Source organism: Rossellomorea yichunensis (assembly GCF_032337515.1).
In the GTDB taxonomy this organism is placed as follows: Bacteria; Bacillota; Bacilli; order Bacillales; family Bacillaceae_B; genus Rossellomorea; species Rossellomorea yichunensis.
In genome coordinates this window covers 225,817-246,456 of sequence record NZ_JAVYAD010000001.1, presented here as the reverse complement: position 1 = coordinate 246,456, position 20,640 = coordinate 225,817, and the positions used below count along the sequence as shown (strand labels likewise).

General features: G+C 41.6%; 17 protein-coding genes. 9 read left to right on the top strand and 8 right to left on the bottom strand.

From position 1 onward, the window contains the following. The first annotated feature begins 88 nt into the window (after positions 1–88). The 5 genes from RSX31_RS01230 to RSX31_RS01210 all read left to right on the top strand — a co-directional run bounded on the left by RSX31_RS01230 (position 89) and on the right by RSX31_RS01210 (position 4,360). Positions 89–946, top strand: coding sequence for a DegV family protein (locus tag RSX31_RS01230; RefSeq protein ID WP_315632885.1), 858 nt, complete (start codon positions 89–91; stop codon positions 944–946). A 57-nt stretch (positions 947–1,003) separates the two neighbouring features. Further along, the gene (locus RSX31_RS01225) at positions 1,004–1,135 is read left to right on the top strand and encodes a DUF3941 domain-containing protein (RefSeq protein ID WP_148968441.1); all 132 of its coding nucleotides are present in this window, start codon (positions 1,004–1,006) and stop codon (positions 1,133–1,135) included. A gap of 169 nt (positions 1,136–1,304) precedes the next feature. After that, on the top strand, positions 1,305–1,796 hold the full coding sequence (locus RSX31_RS01220; protein ID WP_044337711.1) for a YajQ family cyclic di-GMP-binding protein: 492 nt from the start codon (positions 1,305–1,307) through the stop codon (positions 1,794–1,796). 69 nt (positions 1,797–1,865) lie between these two features. Beyond that, positions 1,866–3,212, top strand: coding sequence for a CoA-disulfide reductase (locus RSX31_RS01215; RefSeq protein WP_315632882.1), 1,347 nt, complete (start codon positions 1,866–1,868; stop codon positions 3,210–3,212). Between the two features lie 278 nt (positions 3,213–3,490). Beyond that, a complete protein-coding gene (locus tag RSX31_RS01210) occupies positions 3,491–4,360 on the top strand; it encodes an SDR family oxidoreductase (protein WP_315632881.1) in 870 nt (289 codons plus the stop codon). Positions 4,361–4,426: 66 nt separating this feature from the next. Here the strand turns inward: RSX31_RS01210 and RSX31_RS01205 are convergent, their stop codons facing one another. From RSX31_RS01205 to RSX31_RS01185, 5 genes are all read right to left on the bottom strand, one after another. Then, positions 4,427–5,458 carry a LacI family DNA-binding transcriptional regulator gene (locus RSX31_RS01205; RefSeq protein ID WP_148993373.1) on the bottom strand — a complete coding sequence of 344 codons (1,032 nt, stop codon included), beginning with the start codon at positions 5,456–5,458 and terminating at the stop codon, positions 4,427–4,429. Between the two features lie 142 nt (positions 5,459–5,600). After that, on the bottom strand, positions 5,601–7,139 hold the full coding sequence (locus RSX31_RS01200; protein WP_315632879.1) for an alpha-amylase family glycosyl hydrolase: 1,539 nt from the start codon (positions 7,137–7,139) through the stop codon (positions 5,601–5,603). Between the two features lie 38 nt (positions 7,140–7,177). Then, entirely contained in the window at positions 7,178–8,020 is an 843-nt protein-coding gene (locus tag RSX31_RS01195) for a sugar ABC transporter permease (RefSeq protein ID WP_148993371.1), read from the bottom strand. A 1-nt stretch (position 8,021) separates the two neighbouring features. Continuing rightward, positions 8,022–9,308, bottom strand: a complete 1,287-nt coding sequence (locus RSX31_RS01190) for a carbohydrate ABC transporter permease (RefSeq protein ID WP_315632877.1) — start codon at positions 9,306–9,308, stop codon at positions 8,022–8,024. Between the two features lie 150 nt (positions 9,309–9,458). Beyond that, a complete protein-coding gene (locus tag RSX31_RS01185; protein WP_148993369.1) occupies positions 9,459–10,739 on the bottom strand; it encodes an extracellular solute-binding protein in 1,281 nt (426 codons plus the stop codon). A gap of 289 nt (positions 10,740–11,028) precedes the next feature. On the opposite strand from RSX31_RS01185, the gene RSX31_RS01180 reads away from it, so the two are divergent. From RSX31_RS01180 to RSX31_RS01165, 4 genes are all read left to right on the top strand, one after another. After that, positions 11,029–12,789: an alpha-glycosidase gene (locus RSX31_RS01180; protein ID WP_315632875.1), complete on the top strand. Its 1,761-nt coding sequence runs from the start codon at positions 11,029–11,031 to the stop codon at positions 12,787–12,789. A 113-nt stretch (positions 12,790–12,902) separates the two neighbouring features. Then, the gene (locus tag RSX31_RS01175; protein WP_148993367.1) at positions 12,903–14,258 is read left to right on the top strand and encodes an MATE family efflux transporter; all 1,356 of its coding nucleotides are present in this window, start codon (positions 12,903–12,905) and stop codon (positions 14,256–14,258) included. A 310-nt stretch (positions 14,259–14,568) separates the two neighbouring features. Beyond that, complete coding sequence (locus RSX31_RS01170) at positions 14,569–14,910, top strand: P-II family nitrogen regulator (protein WP_060670328.1); 342 nt, start codon at positions 14,569–14,571, stop codon at positions 14,908–14,910. A 62-nt stretch (positions 14,911–14,972) separates the two neighbouring features. Beyond that, entirely contained in the window at positions 14,973–16,361 is a 1,389-nt protein-coding gene (locus RSX31_RS01165) for an ammonium transporter (RefSeq protein WP_148968431.1), read from the top strand. 97 nt (positions 16,362–16,458) lie between these two features. On the opposite strand, the gene RSX31_RS01160 is transcribed toward RSX31_RS01165, so the two are convergent. The 3 genes from RSX31_RS01160 to RSX31_RS01150 are packed head-to-tail and all read right to left on the bottom strand — an operon-like array spanning position 16,459 to position 20,283. Continuing rightward, the gene (locus RSX31_RS01160; protein ID WP_148968430.1) at positions 16,459–17,295 is read right to left on the bottom strand and encodes a phytoene/squalene synthase family protein; all 837 of its coding nucleotides are present in this window, start codon (positions 17,293–17,295) and stop codon (positions 16,459–16,461) included. Next, on the bottom strand, positions 17,261–18,763 hold the full coding sequence (locus RSX31_RS01155; RefSeq protein ID WP_315632870.1) for a phytoene desaturase family protein: 1,503 nt from the start codon (positions 18,761–18,763) through the stop codon (positions 17,261–17,263). The genes RSX31_RS01160 and RSX31_RS01155 overlap by 35 nt, the downstream gene beginning before the upstream one ends. Continuing rightward, positions 18,760–20,283, bottom strand: coding sequence for a phytoene desaturase family protein (locus RSX31_RS01150; RefSeq protein ID WP_315632869.1), 1,524 nt, complete (start codon positions 20,281–20,283; stop codon positions 18,760–18,762). Before RSX31_RS01150 ends, RSX31_RS01155 begins: the two co-directional genes overlap by 4 nt. Positions 20,284–20,640: the final 357 nt, after the last annotated feature.

Here is a 20,640-nt window from a genome sequence, read left to right as displayed (position 1 = left end):
TTTACCTTAAAATCATACTCTATGGATTGTTATTTGAATGAAATATAGCTAGACTAAAGCTATATAGAATAACCAAAGGATGATTAGGATGACAGTAAAATTATTTGCTGATAGTGCAAGCGATCTTCCTGCTGCATATTTCAACGAACACAACATAGAACTGCTGCCACTGAAAGTACATATTGATGGTCGGGATTACGAGGACCTGGTAACCATCGAGCCGAAAACCGTATTCAACAAAATAAGGGAAGGACATATGCCAAAAACGTCTCAAGTATCACCGGACTTTTTCATGAAGAAGTTCACAGAGCTTGCAGAATCGAATCAATCCGGTATCTACATTGCCTTTTCCTCACAATTGTCAGGGACGTACCAAACGGCTGTGATGATTCGCGATCAGGTGAAAGAGGAGCACCCCGCTCTTGATTTGACCATTATCGATTCAAAGGGCGCTTCACTTGGCTACGGATTAGTTGTAATGAAGGCTGCTGAACTGCTTCAGAATGGTGGGAGTAAAGAAGAAATTATCGAAGCCTCTCATTTCCACTCAGAGCATATGGAACACCTATTCACTGTAGAAGACCTTGAATACCTGGCAAAAGGCGGAAGAGTATCAAAAGCATCAGCTTTTCTTGGAGGATTGCTAAACATCAAGCCTCTCCTGCATGTAGAAGATGGAAAGCTTGTCCCGATTGAAAAATTGCGTGGGAAAAAGAAGCTTCTCAAACGAATTCTCGACTTGATGGAAGAACGGGGTGAAGACCTCTCCAATCAAGTGATCGCCATCAGCCACGGAGACGACGAAGAACTTGCTCTTGAAATGAAGAAGCTCATTCAAGAAAAGTTCTCACCGAAAGATGTATATATCAGTATTATTGGATGTGCCATAGGTTCTCATACAGGCACAGGCACCTTAGCCATATTTTTCTTAAACGATCATTCATAAACTCCCCTCTTCTTCCTCATACTATGAGAGAAGAATATACTCGAAGGGAGAATCACTATGCCACATACATCTGATAACGAAAAAAAGGCCAGAGACAACAATGCCCTGCGCCAGGAAAAAAATAAGATCAAAGAAGTAAATCGTAAAGCAGGGAAGAATCAGTTTTCTAAGAAGACGGATCATTTGTAAGGATTGCCTTGGGCAGTTTCCGGCTCTTGGATACGAAAAAGTGCCAGTTCTTTATAGAGCTGGTGCTTTTTATTTTTTCTAAAAATCCCCCCGATGCATTCATAGAAGTTGTATGCACCATCAAAGGTTGTCTATAATGAAGAGAAAGAAAACTATGGAGGGGTTACATATGGCAAAAGAGAGTTCATTTGATATTGTTTCGAAAGTGGATATGTCTGAAGTGAGTAATGCGATTCAAATTGCGTTGAAGGAAGTTCAAACACGTTACGACTTTAAAGGAAGTAAGAGTGACATTAAATTAGATGGAGAGGAAATCGTTCTCGTATCTGATGATGAATTTAAAATGAATCAGTTAAAGGATGTTCTTCTAAGCAAACTCATCAAGCGTAATGTTCCTGTTAAGAACCTTGACTACAGCAAGCTTGAAGGGGCATCCGGCGGAACCGTTCGTCAGCGTGCGAAGCTCGTTCAGGGAATCGATAAAGAAAATGCAAAAAAAATCAATACCATCATCAAAAACTCCGGTGTAAAAGTGAAGAGTCAGGTGCAGGATGATCAAGTACGGGTCACTGGAAAAAGCAAGGATGATCTTCAAAAAATCATCGCTGCGATCCGTGAGGCGGATCTTTCAATCGATGTACAGTACGTAAACTTCCGATAATCCGGTTTTTCAAAGAAGTCTAATGGGTACAATATATCCATTAGACTTCTTTCAATTAGGAGGAAAAACATGAAGAAAAAAGTCATCATTATTGGGGCAGTCGGCGGCGGTGCCACCACTGCATCACAAATTAGAAAACTGGATAGTGAAATAGAGATTATTCTTCTTGAAAAGACATCCTATCTTTCATACGGGGCATGCGGAATGCCTTATTACCTGGGTGAAGTCATTAAAGACCGTGAAAGTCTTTTTGCAGCCACACCTGAAAAATTACATACGAAAAAAAACATCGATGTCCGCATGCATCATGAGGCGCTAAAAATTGATCGTGTTAAAAAATCTTTACTTGTAAGGGATCATGACAAAAACCAGGATTACGAAGAAACATATGATTACCTCGTGCTCGCAACAGGGGCTTCCCCCTTTATCCCTGACATCCCGGGTCTTGATATAATTCCGGCTTTCCATCTCAGAACCGTTGAAGATATGGACAGGATCAAGCAGTTCGTTGAAACCTCAAAGCCAAAAGTCTGTACCATTATCGGCGGGGGGTACATAGGAGTCGAAATGTCCGAGAACTTCACTCATTTAGGGATGAAAGTCAACCTCGTTGAAAGATCGGAACATGTGATCAGTGTAATCGATGAGGAGACTGCCCTCAAACTGCAAGAGCATATAACAGAGCAAGGTGTTAAGTTGTACACGAATGATGGACTGAAAGAGGTACTGTCAGAAAATACCCTGAAACTGGAGAGCGGAGAAACGTTTCAGTCAGACTTTATTCTTCTTTCGGTAGGTGTAAAGCCCAATAATCTTCTTGCTAAGGAAGCCGATTTATCAATAGGAGAGTCTGGTGGTGTCGTCAGTAATAAGTTTATGCAAACAGACGACCCCTCCATTTATGCAGTCGGAGATGTGGTAGAGTCCATCGACCTTATTGACGGGACCCCAAAACAGGTTCCCCTTGCATGGCCTGCACATCGACAAGCTTACATTATTGCAAGACACCTATCAGGAAGCCCAGTACCTTTTAAGGGGATGCTTGGTACTGCAATTGCGAAGGTTTTTGACCTTTCCATTGCATCTACCGGATTAGGTGAGAAGGAATTAAATGAAAAGGGGTATTCGTATAGAACCTCCGTGCACGAAGGAAAGTCACATGCCGGCTACTATCCCGGTGCTCATGATGTGTATGTGAGAGTCCATTTTTGTCCCGAAACTGGAAAGATCTTTGGAGGAAATGTTGTGGGCGGAGAAGGAGTCGATAAGCAAATCGACGTTCTTGCAACAGCCATTTACGGCGGCCTGACCATTATCGATCTCCAGGAACTTGAAACATGCTATGCACCTCCCTTCTCTTCTCCAAAAGGTTTGTTGAATATGATTGGATATAAAGGTGCCGGATTAATGGATTAGAAATATATGCAGGCAGGCTTCTCTTAGAGGAGCCTGTATTTTGTATGAGTATGCACTTCAATATTGGATAAATATGTTAATCGGCTGGTTTTTTACTAATTCAATCAAAGCTCTATTAAACATCAAATGCCTTCGTCCCAAATTGAAATAATTGCTGCATCACACGACAAATCGAAAAGATAATCTTGCTAAATCTCCCAAAACAAACACGTTAATAATTATTTTTTTCGGGTAAACACTATCCTAAGATAACCTAAATCATCAAAGGAGTGTTTTCATTGTCACAACAACAAAATCAGAAGCAAACGTTCCCCCCTCAGCACCAGGATCATCAGCCCGGCACAGTGGATGAGATGAACCCCCAACCGATTCATACGGATCAAAATTATAAGGGTAGTGGAAAGCTGGACGGGAAGGTCGCACTCATTACCGGAGGGGATAGCGGGATTGGACGATCGGTCGCATGGTATTATGCCAGGGAAGGCGCCCATGTCGCGATATCTTATTTAGAAGAACATGAAGATGCGAATAAAACGAAGGAATTAGTAGAAGCTGAAGGTGTACGATGCATCCTGCTGTCAGGTGATATTGGAAGCTCGACGTTTTGTAAAGACATCGTGAACAAAACGATTTCTGAATTCGGCAAGCTTGATATCCTGGTGAATAACGCTGCCGAACAGCATCCTCAGGCAGGGCTTGCGGACATAAGTGACGAGCAGTTGGAGCGTACATTCAAAACGAATGTATTCTCTATGTTCTACTTAACAAGAGCAGCTTTGCCTCATCTTAAAAAAGGAGCTTCCATTATCAATACGGCTTCTATTACAGCTTATAAAGGTAATAAGGATTTGATTGATTACTCTTCTACTAAAGGGGCCATTGTCAGTTTCATCCGATCCCTTGCAGAAAACATTGCATCCGATGGAATCAGGGTTAACGGCGTGGCACCTGGCCCGATATGGACCCCGTTGATTCCTTCCACTTTCAGCTCTCAAAAGGTATCTCAGTTTGGAGCGAATACTCCACTTGGACGTGCTGGTCAACCATATGAATTAGGACCTGCTTACGTATACCTGGCAAGCGAAGATTCAAGCTACGTATCAGGACAGATGATTCATATTAATGGCGGAACGGTTATTAACGGATAAAACGAAAGCGACTGAAGCATTTGATTCTCCAATAAGTAGAGTTTCCAATGTTTCAGTCGCTTTTTATTATGATGTCTCTTTTCGTTCACTGCAAGAGCATCTTGTAACGAGCTGATGAGGCACGATGATTCTCTTGATCGGTTCTTTCGGGTTCTCAATCTTTTGGATCAGGCTTTTGGCTGCCTCATTTCCCAGATTGAATATGTTGATATCCACAGACGTGAGCGGAGGACGGGACATTTCAGCCAGCAATACATTGTTGAAGCTCACAATGGATATGTCTTCAGGAACACGGATGCCCATTTCATCCAGTGTGTTCAGTACCCCTAATGCCATTAAATCATCGGCCACTACCAGAGCCGTTGGAGGAGCGTCTAATTGCATCAGTTCATTAATGGCTTCACGACCTCCTTCACGAAGAAATTCTTCATGAATGATGTATTCATCCTTCATATCTATACCGGCATTACGCAAAGCCTTTTCATAACCTAATAAACGCTCAACGGTTACCACGAGGTTGAGGTCTCCACCTATAAAGCCGATGCATTCATGACCAAGCTCCAGGAGATAATCGGTTACTTCCTTCGTAGCCCGGTAGTTGTCATTATCCACATGAGTGATCTCTTCACAATATTTATAAGGCTTCCCTACGACGACAAATGGAAAACCACGATCTTTTAAGTAGTTCATCACTTTATCTTCCACTTTTGAGTAAAGAAGGATGATACCGTCCACTCTTCCCCCTTGCACCATTTGGACGACGCCTTCATAGATTTCTTCTTCAGATTGACCTGTAGACATTTGAAGGGCATATTGTTTCTCCTGAGCACCTTCACTTAGTCCTCTTAAAACTGTCGGAAAGAAAGGGTTTTGTGAGAAAGTACTAGCTGAACCTGGTAATACAAGCCCCAACACTTGAGTAGATTGATTTGCCAAGCTCCTTGCTATGAAGTTAGGATGATATCCTAATTGTTCCATCGCTTCTCTAACTTTTTGCTTTGTTTTCTCGCTGATTCTTGGATTGTTTGCAATAACACGTGAGACCGTAGATGGAGCTACGTTTGCAAGCTTTGCAACATCCTTGATGGTGACCGCCATTCATTCCACCCCCTCTTTAAAATCGTACCCTCTTAGGTGTAGAGGGCTGCTTTATTCTATTTCACAATCATTAAAACGCTTCCATTTCATTATTCTTAAAAATCAGGAATTGCAGGGCTCATAGACTGAGCCCCGCATCAAATCATGACTGTTTTTTCTTCCTTCCACGCTTCCATACAAGATAAATAAAGAGTAAGAAGAGGACATACACAGTGCCGAGTGCCAGTAGGTAAGGATAATTCAATCCGCTCTTCTGTTTAAGGGAATAAACCTCTGATTCTTCACGATCGACTATGATCGTATAATTTCCATCCTTATCAATACGTACCAGGTCTGCGGTTAATAATCCTTTCAGCTCACTATTTTCTGCTAATTCATCTTCACTCAATTGAACCTTTTGAGATTCACTTGTGTTATTTATGGCGATCACGAGCGTTTGATCCCCGTACGTACGCTTAAATATTCCCATACCGTCTTTTTCATAGATGGGTTCTATCGTCCCTCTAGTAAGGGCGGGGTAATCTTGACGAAGCTTCCCTAATTGAGTGATGTAATCAATCAATTCTTCATCAGCCCTAAAGTTCATAAAACGTCGATTATCCGGGTCATTCCCACCATCTACGGCTATTTCTGAACCATAATAAACGATCGGTATCCCTGGAGTCGTATACATATACGTTAGAGCGAGCTTCCACCTGGTACCCGGGAAGAGCTTCTCTTGAACAAGCAGTCTCGTAAAACGCTCCATATCATGGTTATCGATAAAAGTCCCCATTAAGTAAGGATCGTCATAGTACGTTTCGTTGTATTTCCAGAAGTTAAATAGGCGATCCATCGATGTATCCGGTTTTTGGAATACAGAACGCATCTCTTCTGCTTGAGGAAAGTTAACAAATCCATCAATTCCTACATCATTATACTTCGCTATCTTCTGGGGGTCGCGATCGAACACCTCACCAAGTAGATAAAAGTCTTCTTTGACTGACTTAACTTCTTCGCTAAATTCACTCCAGAATTCTTGTGGTACGTGACGAACAGTATCCAGTCGGTATCCGTCAACATCTGTTTCTTCAATCCACCATTTCGCGGCGTCAAATAAGTAGTTTTTCACTTCGGGATTTTCTGTATTTAAATCGGGAAGATCATATAACCACGCATTTTGTAGACTTTCTTCATTATCGAAGTTCATCGGCTGATTTTCATGAAACCAGTCCGATTTTTCAGGATCATTCACCCAAGGGTGCTCGGGTCCGACATGGTTTACAACGAAGTCCAGCATCACTTTCATATCTCGTTTGTGTGCCTCATCTACAAGCTTTTTAAACGTATCGATTGATCCGAAATGTTCTTCTGTCTTATAGAAATCTGTAATCCAATACCCGTGATAGCCAAGTGGTTGGTTATCAAAGACCGGGGTCAGCCAGATGGCGGTAAATCCCATATCCTTAATATAATCCAGCTTATCAATCACACCTTGAAAGTCCCCGCCTTGATAGGCTTTAGGGTCTTTGGCATCCACATTCTTATCATTGCTCGTATCCCCGTTATTAAAGCGATCGACCATTAGAAAATAAATGGTCTCATCCTGCCATTTTCGTTCTTCTTTTTCAACTGCACCTACCGGAAGGGCGTAAAAAAGAAGAAACGGGACTAAAATGAGAGATAATACTCTTCTTTTCATCTCCGCTCCTCCTAAAACTGTTAGTAACGCCTATAAGATTATCCTTTTGTACCCCCTGCCGTCAATCCTGAAACGAAGTATTTCTGGAAGAACAGGAATAATAGGGCGATTGGTACTGCAATCAGGACAGAACCTGCAGCGAATGTTGTAAATTCTGCTCCGAATTGTTTCGCTACCATATCATAAAGGGCAACCGGCAATGTGTACATTTTTTCTGAACGCAGTAGGATACTGGCAATGATAAAGTCTGCGAATGGTGCAATGAACGAAAACAGTGCTACAACCGCAATGATCGGTTTCGCAAGGGGCATGACGATCTGGAAGAAAATACGCAAATGTCCAGCTCCATCCATTTTGGCTGATTCATCAAGCTCTTTAGGAATCGTATCCAGATACCCTTTCATTAACCATGTATTCATTGGGATTTGTCCACCAACGTATACAAGGATCAATCCAATATGAGTATCCAATAAATCTGTTAACAAAGCCAAAACGAAAATCGCGATTAAGGCAGCAAAGTTAGGAATCATTTGCAGTATCAGGAATGTCATCAATCCATTTTTGCGACCTGCGAAACGGTAACGCGAGAAAGAGTAAGCCGTTAAACTGACCAGTAATACCGTAAGTGCCATGGTAGATAAACTTACTTTTAACGAGTTCCAGTACCAAAGCATATAATTACTTTGTTCCAGATCGAATAGTTCTTTATAATGTGCCAATGTTGCATTCTTTGGGATGATGGATGAACCGGATAAACTTTGACCTGGGTTAAATGAAGATCCGATGATCCATGCAACCGGGTAAAGAATGATGGCAAACATGATTCCGATGGCTGCGTATGAAAGTGTTAAACGTATGAGTTTCTGTCTCTTCATATTCATATTACATCATATCCTCTTCTTGGAATGATTTCGTTCTCTTGAACTGCCAGATCGCTACTGTAATGACGATAATGGATAATAATAATGTGATGGCAGCTGCTTTCGAATACTGTGCGGATGTCATAGTCAGACTGTAGATCCATGAAATCAGAATGTCAGTTCCACCTGCATTTTGTCCTGTCAGGGCAGGTCCTCCGCCATTGAACAAGTAAATAACGTTAAAGTTATTAAAGTTAAATGTGTATTGCGTAATGATGATTGGTGCCGTCGCAAAAAGAACGAGTGGCAACGTAATGTTCTTGAATTTCTGGAAAGCTGATGCCCCGTCCACCGTTGCTGCTTCATAAAGCTCGTCAGGAATCGATTGAAGTACCCCTGTCGTCATGGCAAAGATGAATGGGAAGCCTAACCAGGCTTGAATACCAATCAGGGCAATTCGTGTATACATCGGCTCCGTCATCCATGGTAAACCTTCAATGCCGAAGAATCCTAGGATATCCCGGTTAATCGTTCCGAAAGATTCATTGAACATACCTGCGAAAACCAGGATGGAAACAAAAGCCGGGATTGCCCAAGGTAAGATGAACACGGTACGGATGATTGCTTTTCCTTTTAAATCTTTTTGATTGACCAGGATGGCAAGGAATACACCCAGGGCAACTTGAAGCGTTGTGGCACCGAATGTCCAAACAAGTGTCCAGGCTAATACGGTAATGAATGTTTCTCTCCATATATCAATCTTGAAAATATCAACAAAGTTTTGAATCCCTATCCAGTCGACTAATTTAGCCGGCGGTGAGTGATACAAATCATAGTTTGTAAACGCCAGTAAGATAACAAATATGATCGGGAAGATGACTACGAATACGAGTAATAAGAATCCAGGAGACATTATGAGATAAGGAAAGCCATTGTCTATTAAATTTCGGTATTGTTCCCGAATCGTACTTAGCTTCTCTCCTCTGTCTCTCTTTTCTCCGTTTTTATATGCGTCCCGAAGATTAAACAAGTAGAATCCGATTCCGAAGATTGATACGATGATTGCCAGGATTCCGTATACCATTAAGAAAATGGAATGATCTCCGTATGAGATGTCTGTCCCAAGCGTTGTAATCCCCCATAATCCGTAACCGATCAAATCTCTAAAGACAAGGATAAAAGCGGCAGTCATGATCAGGAAGAATCCGCCCTTTAGAAACTGTCTATGATACATCTGACCTAATCCAGGGATTAGGGAAAGGGACAGTGCTGTTTTTCTATGTTTTGCTTGATAGGATTGTTGCTCCATCCTATATTCCCCTTTCTACGTTCACAATTTTGATAAGCTTCAAGAGCTTTTTAAGAAAAGAATTCATTATTTCCTTAAAAAGCCCTTGAATTGGTCTTTAAAAGGATAGCAGTACCTCTCAAGAAGAGAAGGTACCGCTATGTTTATTCATTAGTTTGAGTGATTGGCATCAATGTTTTCTTGAATTTGCTTTACAGCTGCATCAAGAGCCGCTTTAGGATCTTGCTTGCCTGTCACGACGGTTTGGAGTGAGTCAGCCATTGGTCCCCAAACTTCTCCCATTTCAGGAATGTTTGGCATTGGAACCGCATATTGAGATTGCTCAGCAACCGCTTTAGCTCCTGGGTTTTCTGCTATTGCAGGATCGTCGATCAACCCTTGGTTTGTTGGAACTTCTTGAGTTTGTTCAAAACGTAATTTCGCATATTCATCTTGAGTGATGAATTCGATGAATTTTTGAGCCCACTCTTTATTTTCAGAGTAGCCTGATACGTGCCATCCTTTAACACCCATGAATGTTTTCATTGGCTCTCCGTTTGGAAGTTTAGGCATAGCAGATACACCAATATCGATTCCAGCATCTTTGTATCCTTGGAAAGACCATGGTCCATTCATGACAGAAGCAACTTTCCCTTCACCAAACAGACCGTCCATTGCAGATCCACCATTTTCACCAACGATACCTTTAGGGAATAAACCTTCTGTGTACCATTTTTGAATATATTCCGTACCTTCTACAGCGCCTTCATTGTTTAAACCAAGATCTTTCGCATCTAATGCGCCATCATTTTCAGCAAATACATATCCGCCGAATCCACCGATCGGTGCATGAGCGAAGTAGAAGTTATCCCAAAGAGCTAAGAAACCGTAGTTTCCATCTTTTGTGAAGTCTTTAGAGAATGTGTACACTTCATCCATTGTTTTTGGAGCTTCTTCCATTAACGCTTTGTTATATACGAATACCGGCGTTTCAGAGGACTTTGGAAGACCATATAGTTTTCCATCATAGCTCTCCGCTGTCATGGAAGACTCAGTGAAACGCTCTTCAATGTCCCCTTCAACTTCTAAAGCAGCGATATGACCAGCAAGAGCAAGCTCACCGATTTGGTCATGTGGTAATGTTAAAACGTCTGGACCAGTTCCAGCAGGACCGTCTAAACGTAATTGTTCTTTCATCTTAGTAGCCATTTCGACTTCTTTCACTTCAACTTTGATGCCAGTTTCTTCTTCGAACTTAGCACCTACTTCATCCAGCCATCCAGTTTTCTCTTGATCTTCCCAGACAACCAGTTTTTCAGGTTTGTTTGCATCGTCAGCTTTTTTCTCTCCGCTGTCTTTGTTTCCTGATCCTTCTTCACGATTAGGACCACAAGCAGCCAACGCCCCTAGTACAAGCATGATTACCATCAATAATGATAACGCTTTTTTCATATCGACCCCTCCTAAGTATGGTAAAAAATGAGCTTTCAGTTAGACTGAACAAACGTTTGCACATACTATGACTTAATCTTTAAAGATATCGCTTACATTCTTTGTGAAAACGATTGCACAACCTATCTCTTATTATACAAAGTAAATCTACTTTGACAATACTTTTTTGAAAATTTTTTATGTTTGCCAGAGAGAAAAGAAAACGCTTCACTAGATTGAAGTCCCCTTATTGACAACATTGTTGCTTTAGAATACTCTTTAAATGAAATGAAAATGAGGAGGACCTACGATGCTACTGGAAGCCATTTATCATAGACCAAAAGATAACTATGCATACGCTTGCACTGAAAACGAGTTACACATACGGATTCGAACGAAGAAGAATGATGTAGAAAACGTCACACTCCTGCACGGAGATCCTTATCAATGGGAAGAAGGAAAATGGATATACGATCGTGAGGAGATGGTATTAACCGGAACCGATCACCTGTTCGATCATTGGTTTGCTCCCATCTCCCCTCCTTTCAGACGCCTTCGTTACGGTTTTCTTCTCCATGACGGAACGGAAGAAGTCTTTTATGGAGAAAAAGGATTTAATGACACTCCTTCAACTGATATCGGGGATTACTTCTGCTTCCCGTTCTTGAATACTATCGATGTATTTCAGGCACCGGCTTGGGTGAAGGATACAGTATGGTATCAAATCTTCCCGGAGCGATTTGCAAATGGAAATACGGAGAATGATCCTGAAGGAACACTGGCTTGGAATAGTACAGACCCCACTCCAATCAATTTCTTCGGAGGGGATTTAGAAGGTGTGATCCAGAACGTTCCTTATCTAAAAGAGCTTGGGATCTCCGGGATCTATTTTACCCCCATCTTTAAAGCGCATTCCAATCATAAATACGACACGATTGATTATTTCGAGATCGACCCTCAGTTTGGGACGAAAGAAACATTGATGGAATTAATCAAGGTCTGTCATGATAATGAAATGAAAGTCATGCTGGATGCTGTCTTTAATCATAGCGGCTTCTATTTTGACCAGTTTCAAGATGTACTTAAGAACGGTGAGGACTCCCCTTATAAAGAATGGTTCCATGTAAACGAATTTCCTTTGGATATAGAAAGTAAGCCGCCTAATTATGACACTTTTGCATTCGAACCTTCCATGCCGAAATTAAATACTGAAAATGAAGATGTCCGCAATTATCTATTAGAGGTTGGCCGATACTGGATAGAGGAATTTGATATCGATGGATGGCGTCTGGATGTTGCAAATGAGGTCGATCATCACTTCTGGCGTGAATTCCGCAAAGAAGTGAAGAATATAAAGCCGGATCTATATATTTTAGGAGAAATTTGGCACGATTCAATGCCCTGGTTACGGGGAGATCAATTCGATGCGGTTATGAACTACCCTTTCACGACAAATCTATTGAATCTATTTGCCAAGCAAACGATATCCGCATCACAATTTGCAGAAAATATGACCTCTGTCGTTCATATGTATCCTAAGAACGTAAATGAAGTGAATTTCAACCTTGTCGGAAGTCACGATACACCGCGTGTATTAACAGAGTGCGGCGAAGATATCCGACGCGCTAAACAAATTTACACGTTCATGCTCACTTTCACAGGCACACCTTGTATTTACTATGGAGATGAAATCGGCCTGACTGGTGAACAGGACCCAGGGTGCCGTAAGTGCTTCCCTTGGGAAAAAGAACAACATAACGAAGAACTGTTCAGTCATATTCAGAAGCATATCTCCCTTCGCAAGGAGTATCCACTGTTAAGCAATGAAGGTAATTTGACATTCTTACCAGGAGACCTTCATGAACAATGCCTTTCCTTCACTAAATCAGATGGAGAAGAAACCATTTTTGTCCTCTTGAACTGTAGTGAAGAATCGACCACCTACTCCCTTCCTTTTGAATTAAAAGGAAAGAAAATCACGAATCTGTGGAGTGGTGAAGATTTTGCCGCTGAAGCAGATTCCATTGAAGTGGCACTTGAAGGGTATGGATTTGCCATCCTGAAATTTTAATAAAGATTAGTTCGTGAAAAGTGGGACTACACCTTAACGGTTAGTCCCCTTATCTATTTAAATCGATCAGAATGACCAGGTGCCTTTCCCTGGCCAGCTAAAGGAGAAAATCTATGAGCAAGAATCAAAAAAACATGACCCTCTTCGCCTTGACTTGGCCGATTTTCATTGAAATCTTTCTTCATATGCTAATGGGAAATGCCGATACATTAATGCTCAGTCAGTACTCAGATGACTCTGTCGCAGCCGTCGGGGTTTCCAATCAAATTCTCTCTCTCATTATTGTCATGTTTGGATTTGTCGCAACAGGTACTGCGATTCTTGTTGCTCAGCATCTGGGAGCCCGGGAGGACCGATTGGCCGGAGAAGTATCCATCGTTTCCATTGCCGTTAACTTAGGGTTCGGACTCTTCCTGAGTCTCGCCCTTGTGTTTTTCAGTGAACCGATCCTGCTTTCAATGGATCTTCCCCGATCGCTGATGAATGAAGCATCTTCTTATTTAAAGATCGTTGGAGGATTCGCCTTCATCCAGGCATTGATCATGACAGCCGGTTCCATCATGAGGAGCTACGGCTACACGAAAGACGCCATGTACATTACGATCGGAATGAATATCATCAATGTGATCGGAAACTATTTATTTATCTTTGGCCCATTTGGCGTTCCTGTTTTAGGGGTGGAAGGGGTAGCGATTTCCACGATTGCTTCGAGGCTTATCGGATTTATCGTGAGCATCATCGTGATTAGTAAACGAATTCCCAATGCCCTTCCAATTAAGAGGTTATTTCATTTACCTATTTCTCATGTGAAAAATTTATTGCGCATCGGAATTCCTTCTGCAGGAGAACATTTATCATATAATGGTTCACAAATGGTCATTACGTATTTCATTGCAAGTATCGGAACGAACGCATTGACCACCAAGGTGTATGCACAAAACCTGATGATGTTTATCTTTTTATTCAGTGTAGCGATCAGTCAGGGAACTCAAATTATCATTGGTCATATGATCGGAGCGAAACAATTTGACAGTGCATATGAACGGTGTTTGAAAAGTTTAAAGATTGCTATCTTCATCTCTCTTATTATGGCCGGAATTTTTTCTATAGCAGCGGAGCCTTTGCTGCGAATATTTACAAATAACGAAGAAATCATTTCTCTTGGAAAAACATTAATCTACTTGACCATCATTTTAGAACCGGGCAGAAGCTTCAACCTTGTCGTCATAAACGCACTAAGGGCAACAGGCGATGTGCGCTTCCCAGTTTATATGGGGATCTTATCCATGTGGGGAGTAAGCGTTACGCTCTCCTATATACTCGGAATCTGGTTCGGGCTCGGACTTATCGGGATCTGGATCTCCTTCATTGCCGACGAATGGCTCCGTGGTGTCATCATGCTCAAGCGCTGGCAATCCAAAATATGGATCCACAAACGATTTGTTCAAAGTAATAAAAGTACAATTTAGAGGGACGGACCTTCTTTTAGATGGTTCTGAACCTCGATGCAAGTCAATATGATCGCAGCAACCATCCCTCCTTTTAAAAAGAGTCAGCTCACCAATTGAGCTGACTCTTTTTCACTCCAAATGAAAACGCCTCCACCTTCGCATGTTAAGTTTTTTTACATAAAAACGCTTACATGATAAATTAATACTTGAACTTTTGTTATTTTCTGAATATGATAAATAATATAACTTATTCATGTCATAAAACCTAACATCATAGAATCGATTTATCCAAGATTGAAAGAACAAAAAACAAAAGGAGGAAAAAACAATGAAAAAAGTAGAAGCGATTATTCGTGCAGAAGCATTCTTGTCACTGCGAGAAGCGTTATGCCTTCGTGGATTCAGCGGGCTAACCGTATCAGAAGCAGCTGGCTGTGGAAAACAGAAAGGAAAGCAAGGGATTTTCAGAGGGAATAAATTCGAACTGCAGTTAGTCCCCCGTGTAAAAGTGGAAATGATCGTCGACGATGGTCAGGTTGAAGACATCATTGACCTCATTGTTGAGCACTGCAGTACCGATACCGTAGGAGACGGAAAGATTTTCATCTATCCGGTCGAAGATGTCATTCGCATCCGCACTGGTGAACGAGGAAAAAAAGCCGTTTTATAGATCACTTCATTCTTAACTCAATCACTAAGCCGCTTTACCAAACCAATTTTGGAGGGATACCATTGATTAAAAAAATTTCTGTTCTGTTGCTTCTGTCACTGTTTGTGAGCACTACTGCTTTCGCTGCTGCCCCTACCGCAGAATCTGTTCAGGCATCCGTTGACTCCCTATGGGTCATGATCGCTGCAGTCCTTGTGTTTTTCATGCACGCTGGATTCGCCATGGTCGAGACCGGATTTACCCGGGCCAAGAACTCTCTTAATATCCTGATGAAAAACTTCTTAACTGTTGCCATCGCTTCTGTTCTGTTTTTCATTGTTGGGTTTGGTTTTATGTTTGGAGGAACGTCAGGTGGCATCATCGGTACCGATAGCTTTTTCCTTTCAGGGCGTGAAGATATCGGCTTCTTCCTATTCCAATCCGTGTTCGCCGCCACTTGTGCAACGATCATTTCAGGTGCTGTAGCTGAACGAATGAAGCTTAAAAGTTATATTATGTTAACCATTGCAATGACTGGAATCATTTATCCGATTGTCGGACATTGGATTTGGGGAGGCGGATGGCTTTCTGAGCTTGGATTCGTTGATTTCGCCGGATCTACTGTCGTTCATTTAACAGGTGCTGTCGGAGCCTTCATTACGGTACTCTTCCTTGGAGCACGTATCGGCAAATACAATAAAGGTAAAGTGAATGTCATTCCTGGTCATAATATCCCGATCGGTGCCCTTGGGGTATTCATCCTTTGGTTCGGCTGGTTTGGATTCAATGGAGGCAGCAGCTTGGCCGCTGATCCCACGCTTGTACCTCACGTCATTACAACAACTTTATTCTCAGCATCTGCTGCCATTCTATCATCAGCTTTCTATACACTAGTAAGATTTAAACGAATCGATCCTTCCCTGACGTTAAACGGAGCTTTGGGCGGACTTGTCGGTATCACCGCCGGCTGTGCCAATGTATCTCTCGCGGGCTCACTCATTATCGGACTTATTGCAGGAGTGATCCTTGTCGAAGCCGTAACCGTAATTGACTCTAAACTTAAAGTCGATGATCCTGTGGGTGCCATTGCAGTACATGGAATTTGCGGGGTCTGGGGTACGGTAGCTGTTGGATTGTTTGATGTTTCGAACGGTTTGTTCTATGGCGGGGGCGTTTCTTTAGTAGCCACCCAAGCCCTGGGCGTGTTAGCCGTTATTGCCTGGACCTCCGTCACTGTCGGTGGGTTCCTGTTCATCGTAACGAGAGTGGCAAGTATTCGCGTCTCACGTGAAGAAGAACTTTCAGGACTGGACTTTACAGAGCATGGGTCGAATGCTTATGAATTAAAGGATACTGTATTAGAATCAAATGTTTCTTCCTCTTCTCCTTTTGGATCTGATTTAGTTGATCGATTAAATTCGATTGGTACAGGTGAAGTGAGTGAAACCATGAATCAGCGAAACACAATATAATCAGATTGGGAGCTGCCAAGAGCGGCTCTTTTTTCTGCCTTCAACAAAAATAAGCTCATATGGAAAGCTTTCAACTAAAGCTTCCATACGGGCTTATTTACGAAATGGTTGAAATGATTCTTTCTTTTATATCATTTGATACGAAATGTTTCTTGGAAAAAACATTATAGTGATTACTTCTTACCTCACCCAGGATGGCTTGATATAATAATGCCGCACCCTTTACCGGAGTCCTTGAATACAAAGGATAAAGATTCATTGTACGGAAAGCTTTCTCATAATAGTCTTCTGCAATCCTGGCCATTTCTTCCCATATGGACTGGAATGCAGCATTATTTCTATGATCCATGAATTCTGCTACGGTATATTCATATTTAACTAATAAATCCTGCGGGATATATAGTCTCCCTCTTTCCAGGTCTTCGCCGATATCTCTTAATATATTGGTAAGCTGCATGGCATAACCTAAGTAGATACCATCTTCCCTTAATTGATGTTCTTTCCCGGGAGCAAGAATAGGAAGAAGCATTAACCCTACAGTACTCGCAACGTGATAAGAATAGTCCAGTACATCATCCATCGTCACATAAATTCTCCCGTTCAAATCCATTCGTTGCCCTTTAATCATATCCCGAAAAGCTCCGATGTCCATATTGAAATGATTAAATACATCGTCCAAGGCTACCCATATAAGGTCTTCTTCATTAAAAGAACCTGTTAAAAACGATTCGAATTCCATTTCGAATTGCAGTAATTGCTCAGAAGGTTTCGTCCCCTCGTCTACGATATCATCCACTCTGCGACAGAATGCGTATACTGCCCATACAGCTTTCTTTTGGTCCTTTGGTAACAGGGAGAATGCTCTGTAAAATGTCTTTGAGTGAAGTTTAATGATATTCTCACAATGATCGTATGCTTCCAAGATCTTGTTCATGTAAGGTCACATCCTTCCTTTCCAACTCCGTTTTATAATGTTCTTTGAAGGTTTCAGCTACGAGTTTTGCCCCCTGCATGACGATCGGTACTCCCCCACCAGGATGGATGGATGCTCCCACAGCAAAGATATTCTTTTCTGCAAACGGTTGTACCTGTGGCCTAAACGGGCCTGATTGACCTAAACTGGGTGCAATACCGAAGCTTCCCCCTGAATATAACCCCTCTTGTTTTGCCTCTTCTGGTGTCCTGACTTTCATCCACTTAATTCGGTTTCTTAACTCTTCGAAGCCCCTTTTCTCCATTGTATCCAATACGTAAGTGGAAAGAAATTCTGAAGCTTCCTTCCAGTCCAATTTCTCGGAAACCGGAACAGGGATTAGGACGTATAGGACACTGTCCCCTTCAGGTGCTAAGGATGAATCAACCTTAGACGGATTAAATACGTAAAATGAAGGTTCCTTAGGAATTCTCTTATTTTTGAAAATATCCTCCATATTGTCAGAGAAATATTCATTTAAATAAAATTGGTGCATTTCCTTTTCATCAAACTTCCCATCCACACCCATATACATTAGCACGCAACCAGATGAAGGTTTGTAAGGTTTAGCCTCATTCTTCTTTACTAGTTTGGTTGCCGTAGGAAAATCACCATTGATGATCACTGCATCTATTTCTTCTCTACGATTTCCGAGGACGATGTGAGTCGCTTTATCCCCTGTAGTCTCGATTTCTGTGACAGGTGAAGATGTCTTGATGTTTACACCATTCCGTTCACATGCCAGCTGCACATGATCCAAAAGACTGGCATAACCACCTTTTATATAGTAGATCCCATGTTTATGCTCGCTATAAGATACTAAACTATAAATCGCAGGAGTCGTATAGGGATTCCCGCCAATATATAAGGTCTGAAGCCCGTAAGCGGTTTGGAGTTTTTCATGTTTAAAATAATGCCTTAAATTCCCCATCACATTTCGATATGCTTTTAACTTAATCAGTGAGGCAATCGTTTCCCGGTTCAGATAGTCTTTTGTTTTTAAAAATGATGATTCAAGAAATTGAGGCTTACCGATCTTAAATCGTTCATCCATATCTTCCATGAATTTCAGAAACCCATCTTCATCCCCAGGAAACTGCTGCTTGATTTCTTCGTATTGCTTATCCATATCAGCATATTTTTTATACGTTTGACCGTCTGCAAAATGAACATTATACAAAGGATCACAACGGACGAATTCAATTTCGTCTGTATTTATTCCTGCTTCTGAGAGAATAGAAAGCAGCATTTCAGGCAGGAGCACGATGGTCGGTCCTTTATCAATTTTGTATTCACCTTCTTGAACAAAGGCAAGCCGCCCACCAATGGTTGACTCCTTTTCATAAACGGTAACTTCATGACCATCTTTTGAAAGTAACAGTCCCGATATCAACCCACCGATACCAGATCCAACAACCGCCGTTTTCATAATGCTTCCCCCATTGTTTGGTCTTTAGTGAAGGAATAGGACGGATCTTCGTTCAGTAGCATATTCGTTGTAATCCGTGCTGATTCTAATATTGTAGGCAACCCGCTTCCCGGATGGGTTCCTCCCCCGACCAGCCAGCAGTTTTCAAGCTCTTCAAATTTATTATGAGGTCTGAGTGCCATCATTTGAGTTAATTGGTGACCGAGATTAAAGGTCGCACCTTGATAAATATTGAAGTCTACCTCCCAATGATGAGGCGAGATGATTTTTTCAACCTGGATATGTTCCCGAATGTTCTTTAAGTTCGTTTTGCTTTCAACTGCATCCAGAACGAGATTACGGAACATTTGTTCATTCTCTGTCCAATCGATCCCGCTTACATTATTCGGAACGGGAGCAAGGATATATAAAGTGGAATGTCCTGGAGGAGCAAGCGTCTTATCTGTCACAGAAGCATTCTGAATATAAATGGAGGGATCTTCGGGAAGTGTAAACGACTCCGTTATTTCCTCCACATTTTTCTTATAGTCCTCTGCAAACAGGATGCTGTGATGAGGAAGGTCAAATTGTTTATCGATTCCAAGATAGATCATGAAGGTCGAGCAGGAATACTTCTTCTTCTTCAGTTTTTCTTTACTGTATTTCTTGAGAACCCCATCTTCCACAAGGTTACTCATCACATGAGCGAAATCTCCATTAATGATGACTTCATCTGCGGAAACCTGCTCTCCATCTTCTGTAATGATTCCCTTCACCACATTTCGATCCTCAATCCACAATTTTTTGACCCCGCGACCCAAATGGATGGAACCACCATGCTCCGTCACTACTTTGGCCATGGCTTTCGATAGCTGATTTACCCCGCCGATCGGGTGAAATATGCCATATTCATGCTCCATGAAGGACAGAATCGAGAATGCTCCCGGACACTCCCATGGTGACATTCCTAAATATTTCGATTGAAAGGTAAAGGCTAACCGCAATTCATGATCGGTGAAATAATCACTTAACACACTATAAAGTGATTTTCCCAATGATAATTGGGGAAGGGCTCTCAATACCTTCCAGCTGATATATTGATAATATCGATCCATCGGACTTTGAAGAATTGGTTTTAACCGTTCCATTTTTTTACGTGTATCATTCATAAAACGTGTATATCCTTCTGCATTCCCTGGATAATGACGCTCGATTTCTTCAGAAAGCAACTCCGGGTCTTTGAACATCTGGACCCTTTTATCTTTAAATATAAGTTCGTACATCATGGAGAGCTCTTGTAAATCCACATAGTCATGAAGATTCCTTCCTGCCGCCTCGAATAATTCCTCAGCAATTTCCGGCATACTCAAGAACGTGGGGCCAATATCGAACGTATACCCGTCCATGGTGACAGCACCGTTCCGTCCGCCAACAAATGTTTGCTTCTCATATACTTCCACATCATATCCCTTGCCGGCCAGCAGCATTGCCGCTGCTAAGCCACCTGGACCAGCGCCTATGACGATCATTTTCTTGGCCATTGTTATAGCCTCCAATGTATTTTTATTTGTACAATCATTATACAATAGTTATACATATGATTATACAACTCTTTCCCAGTAGAAACAAAGTTTAAACACTATTTTTTCAGATTTAATTTTTTCATCATTAATAAGGGGCTTGTCTCCCATAAAATGAACACCCAAAATAGGCTTTCAGTTTTTCAACTCTCATGTTAGGATTTGGACCTTTTACCAATAGAAAAGAGGCATGCAAAAGGTTCCTTTCCTTCTACTATGCCTCCCTTTCTCTTCATTATTACTTTAAATCTATGTTTGTACCTGTCTCTTAATTCTTCGTAATTACCAGGATAGATTACCGACGGAAGATCACAACAA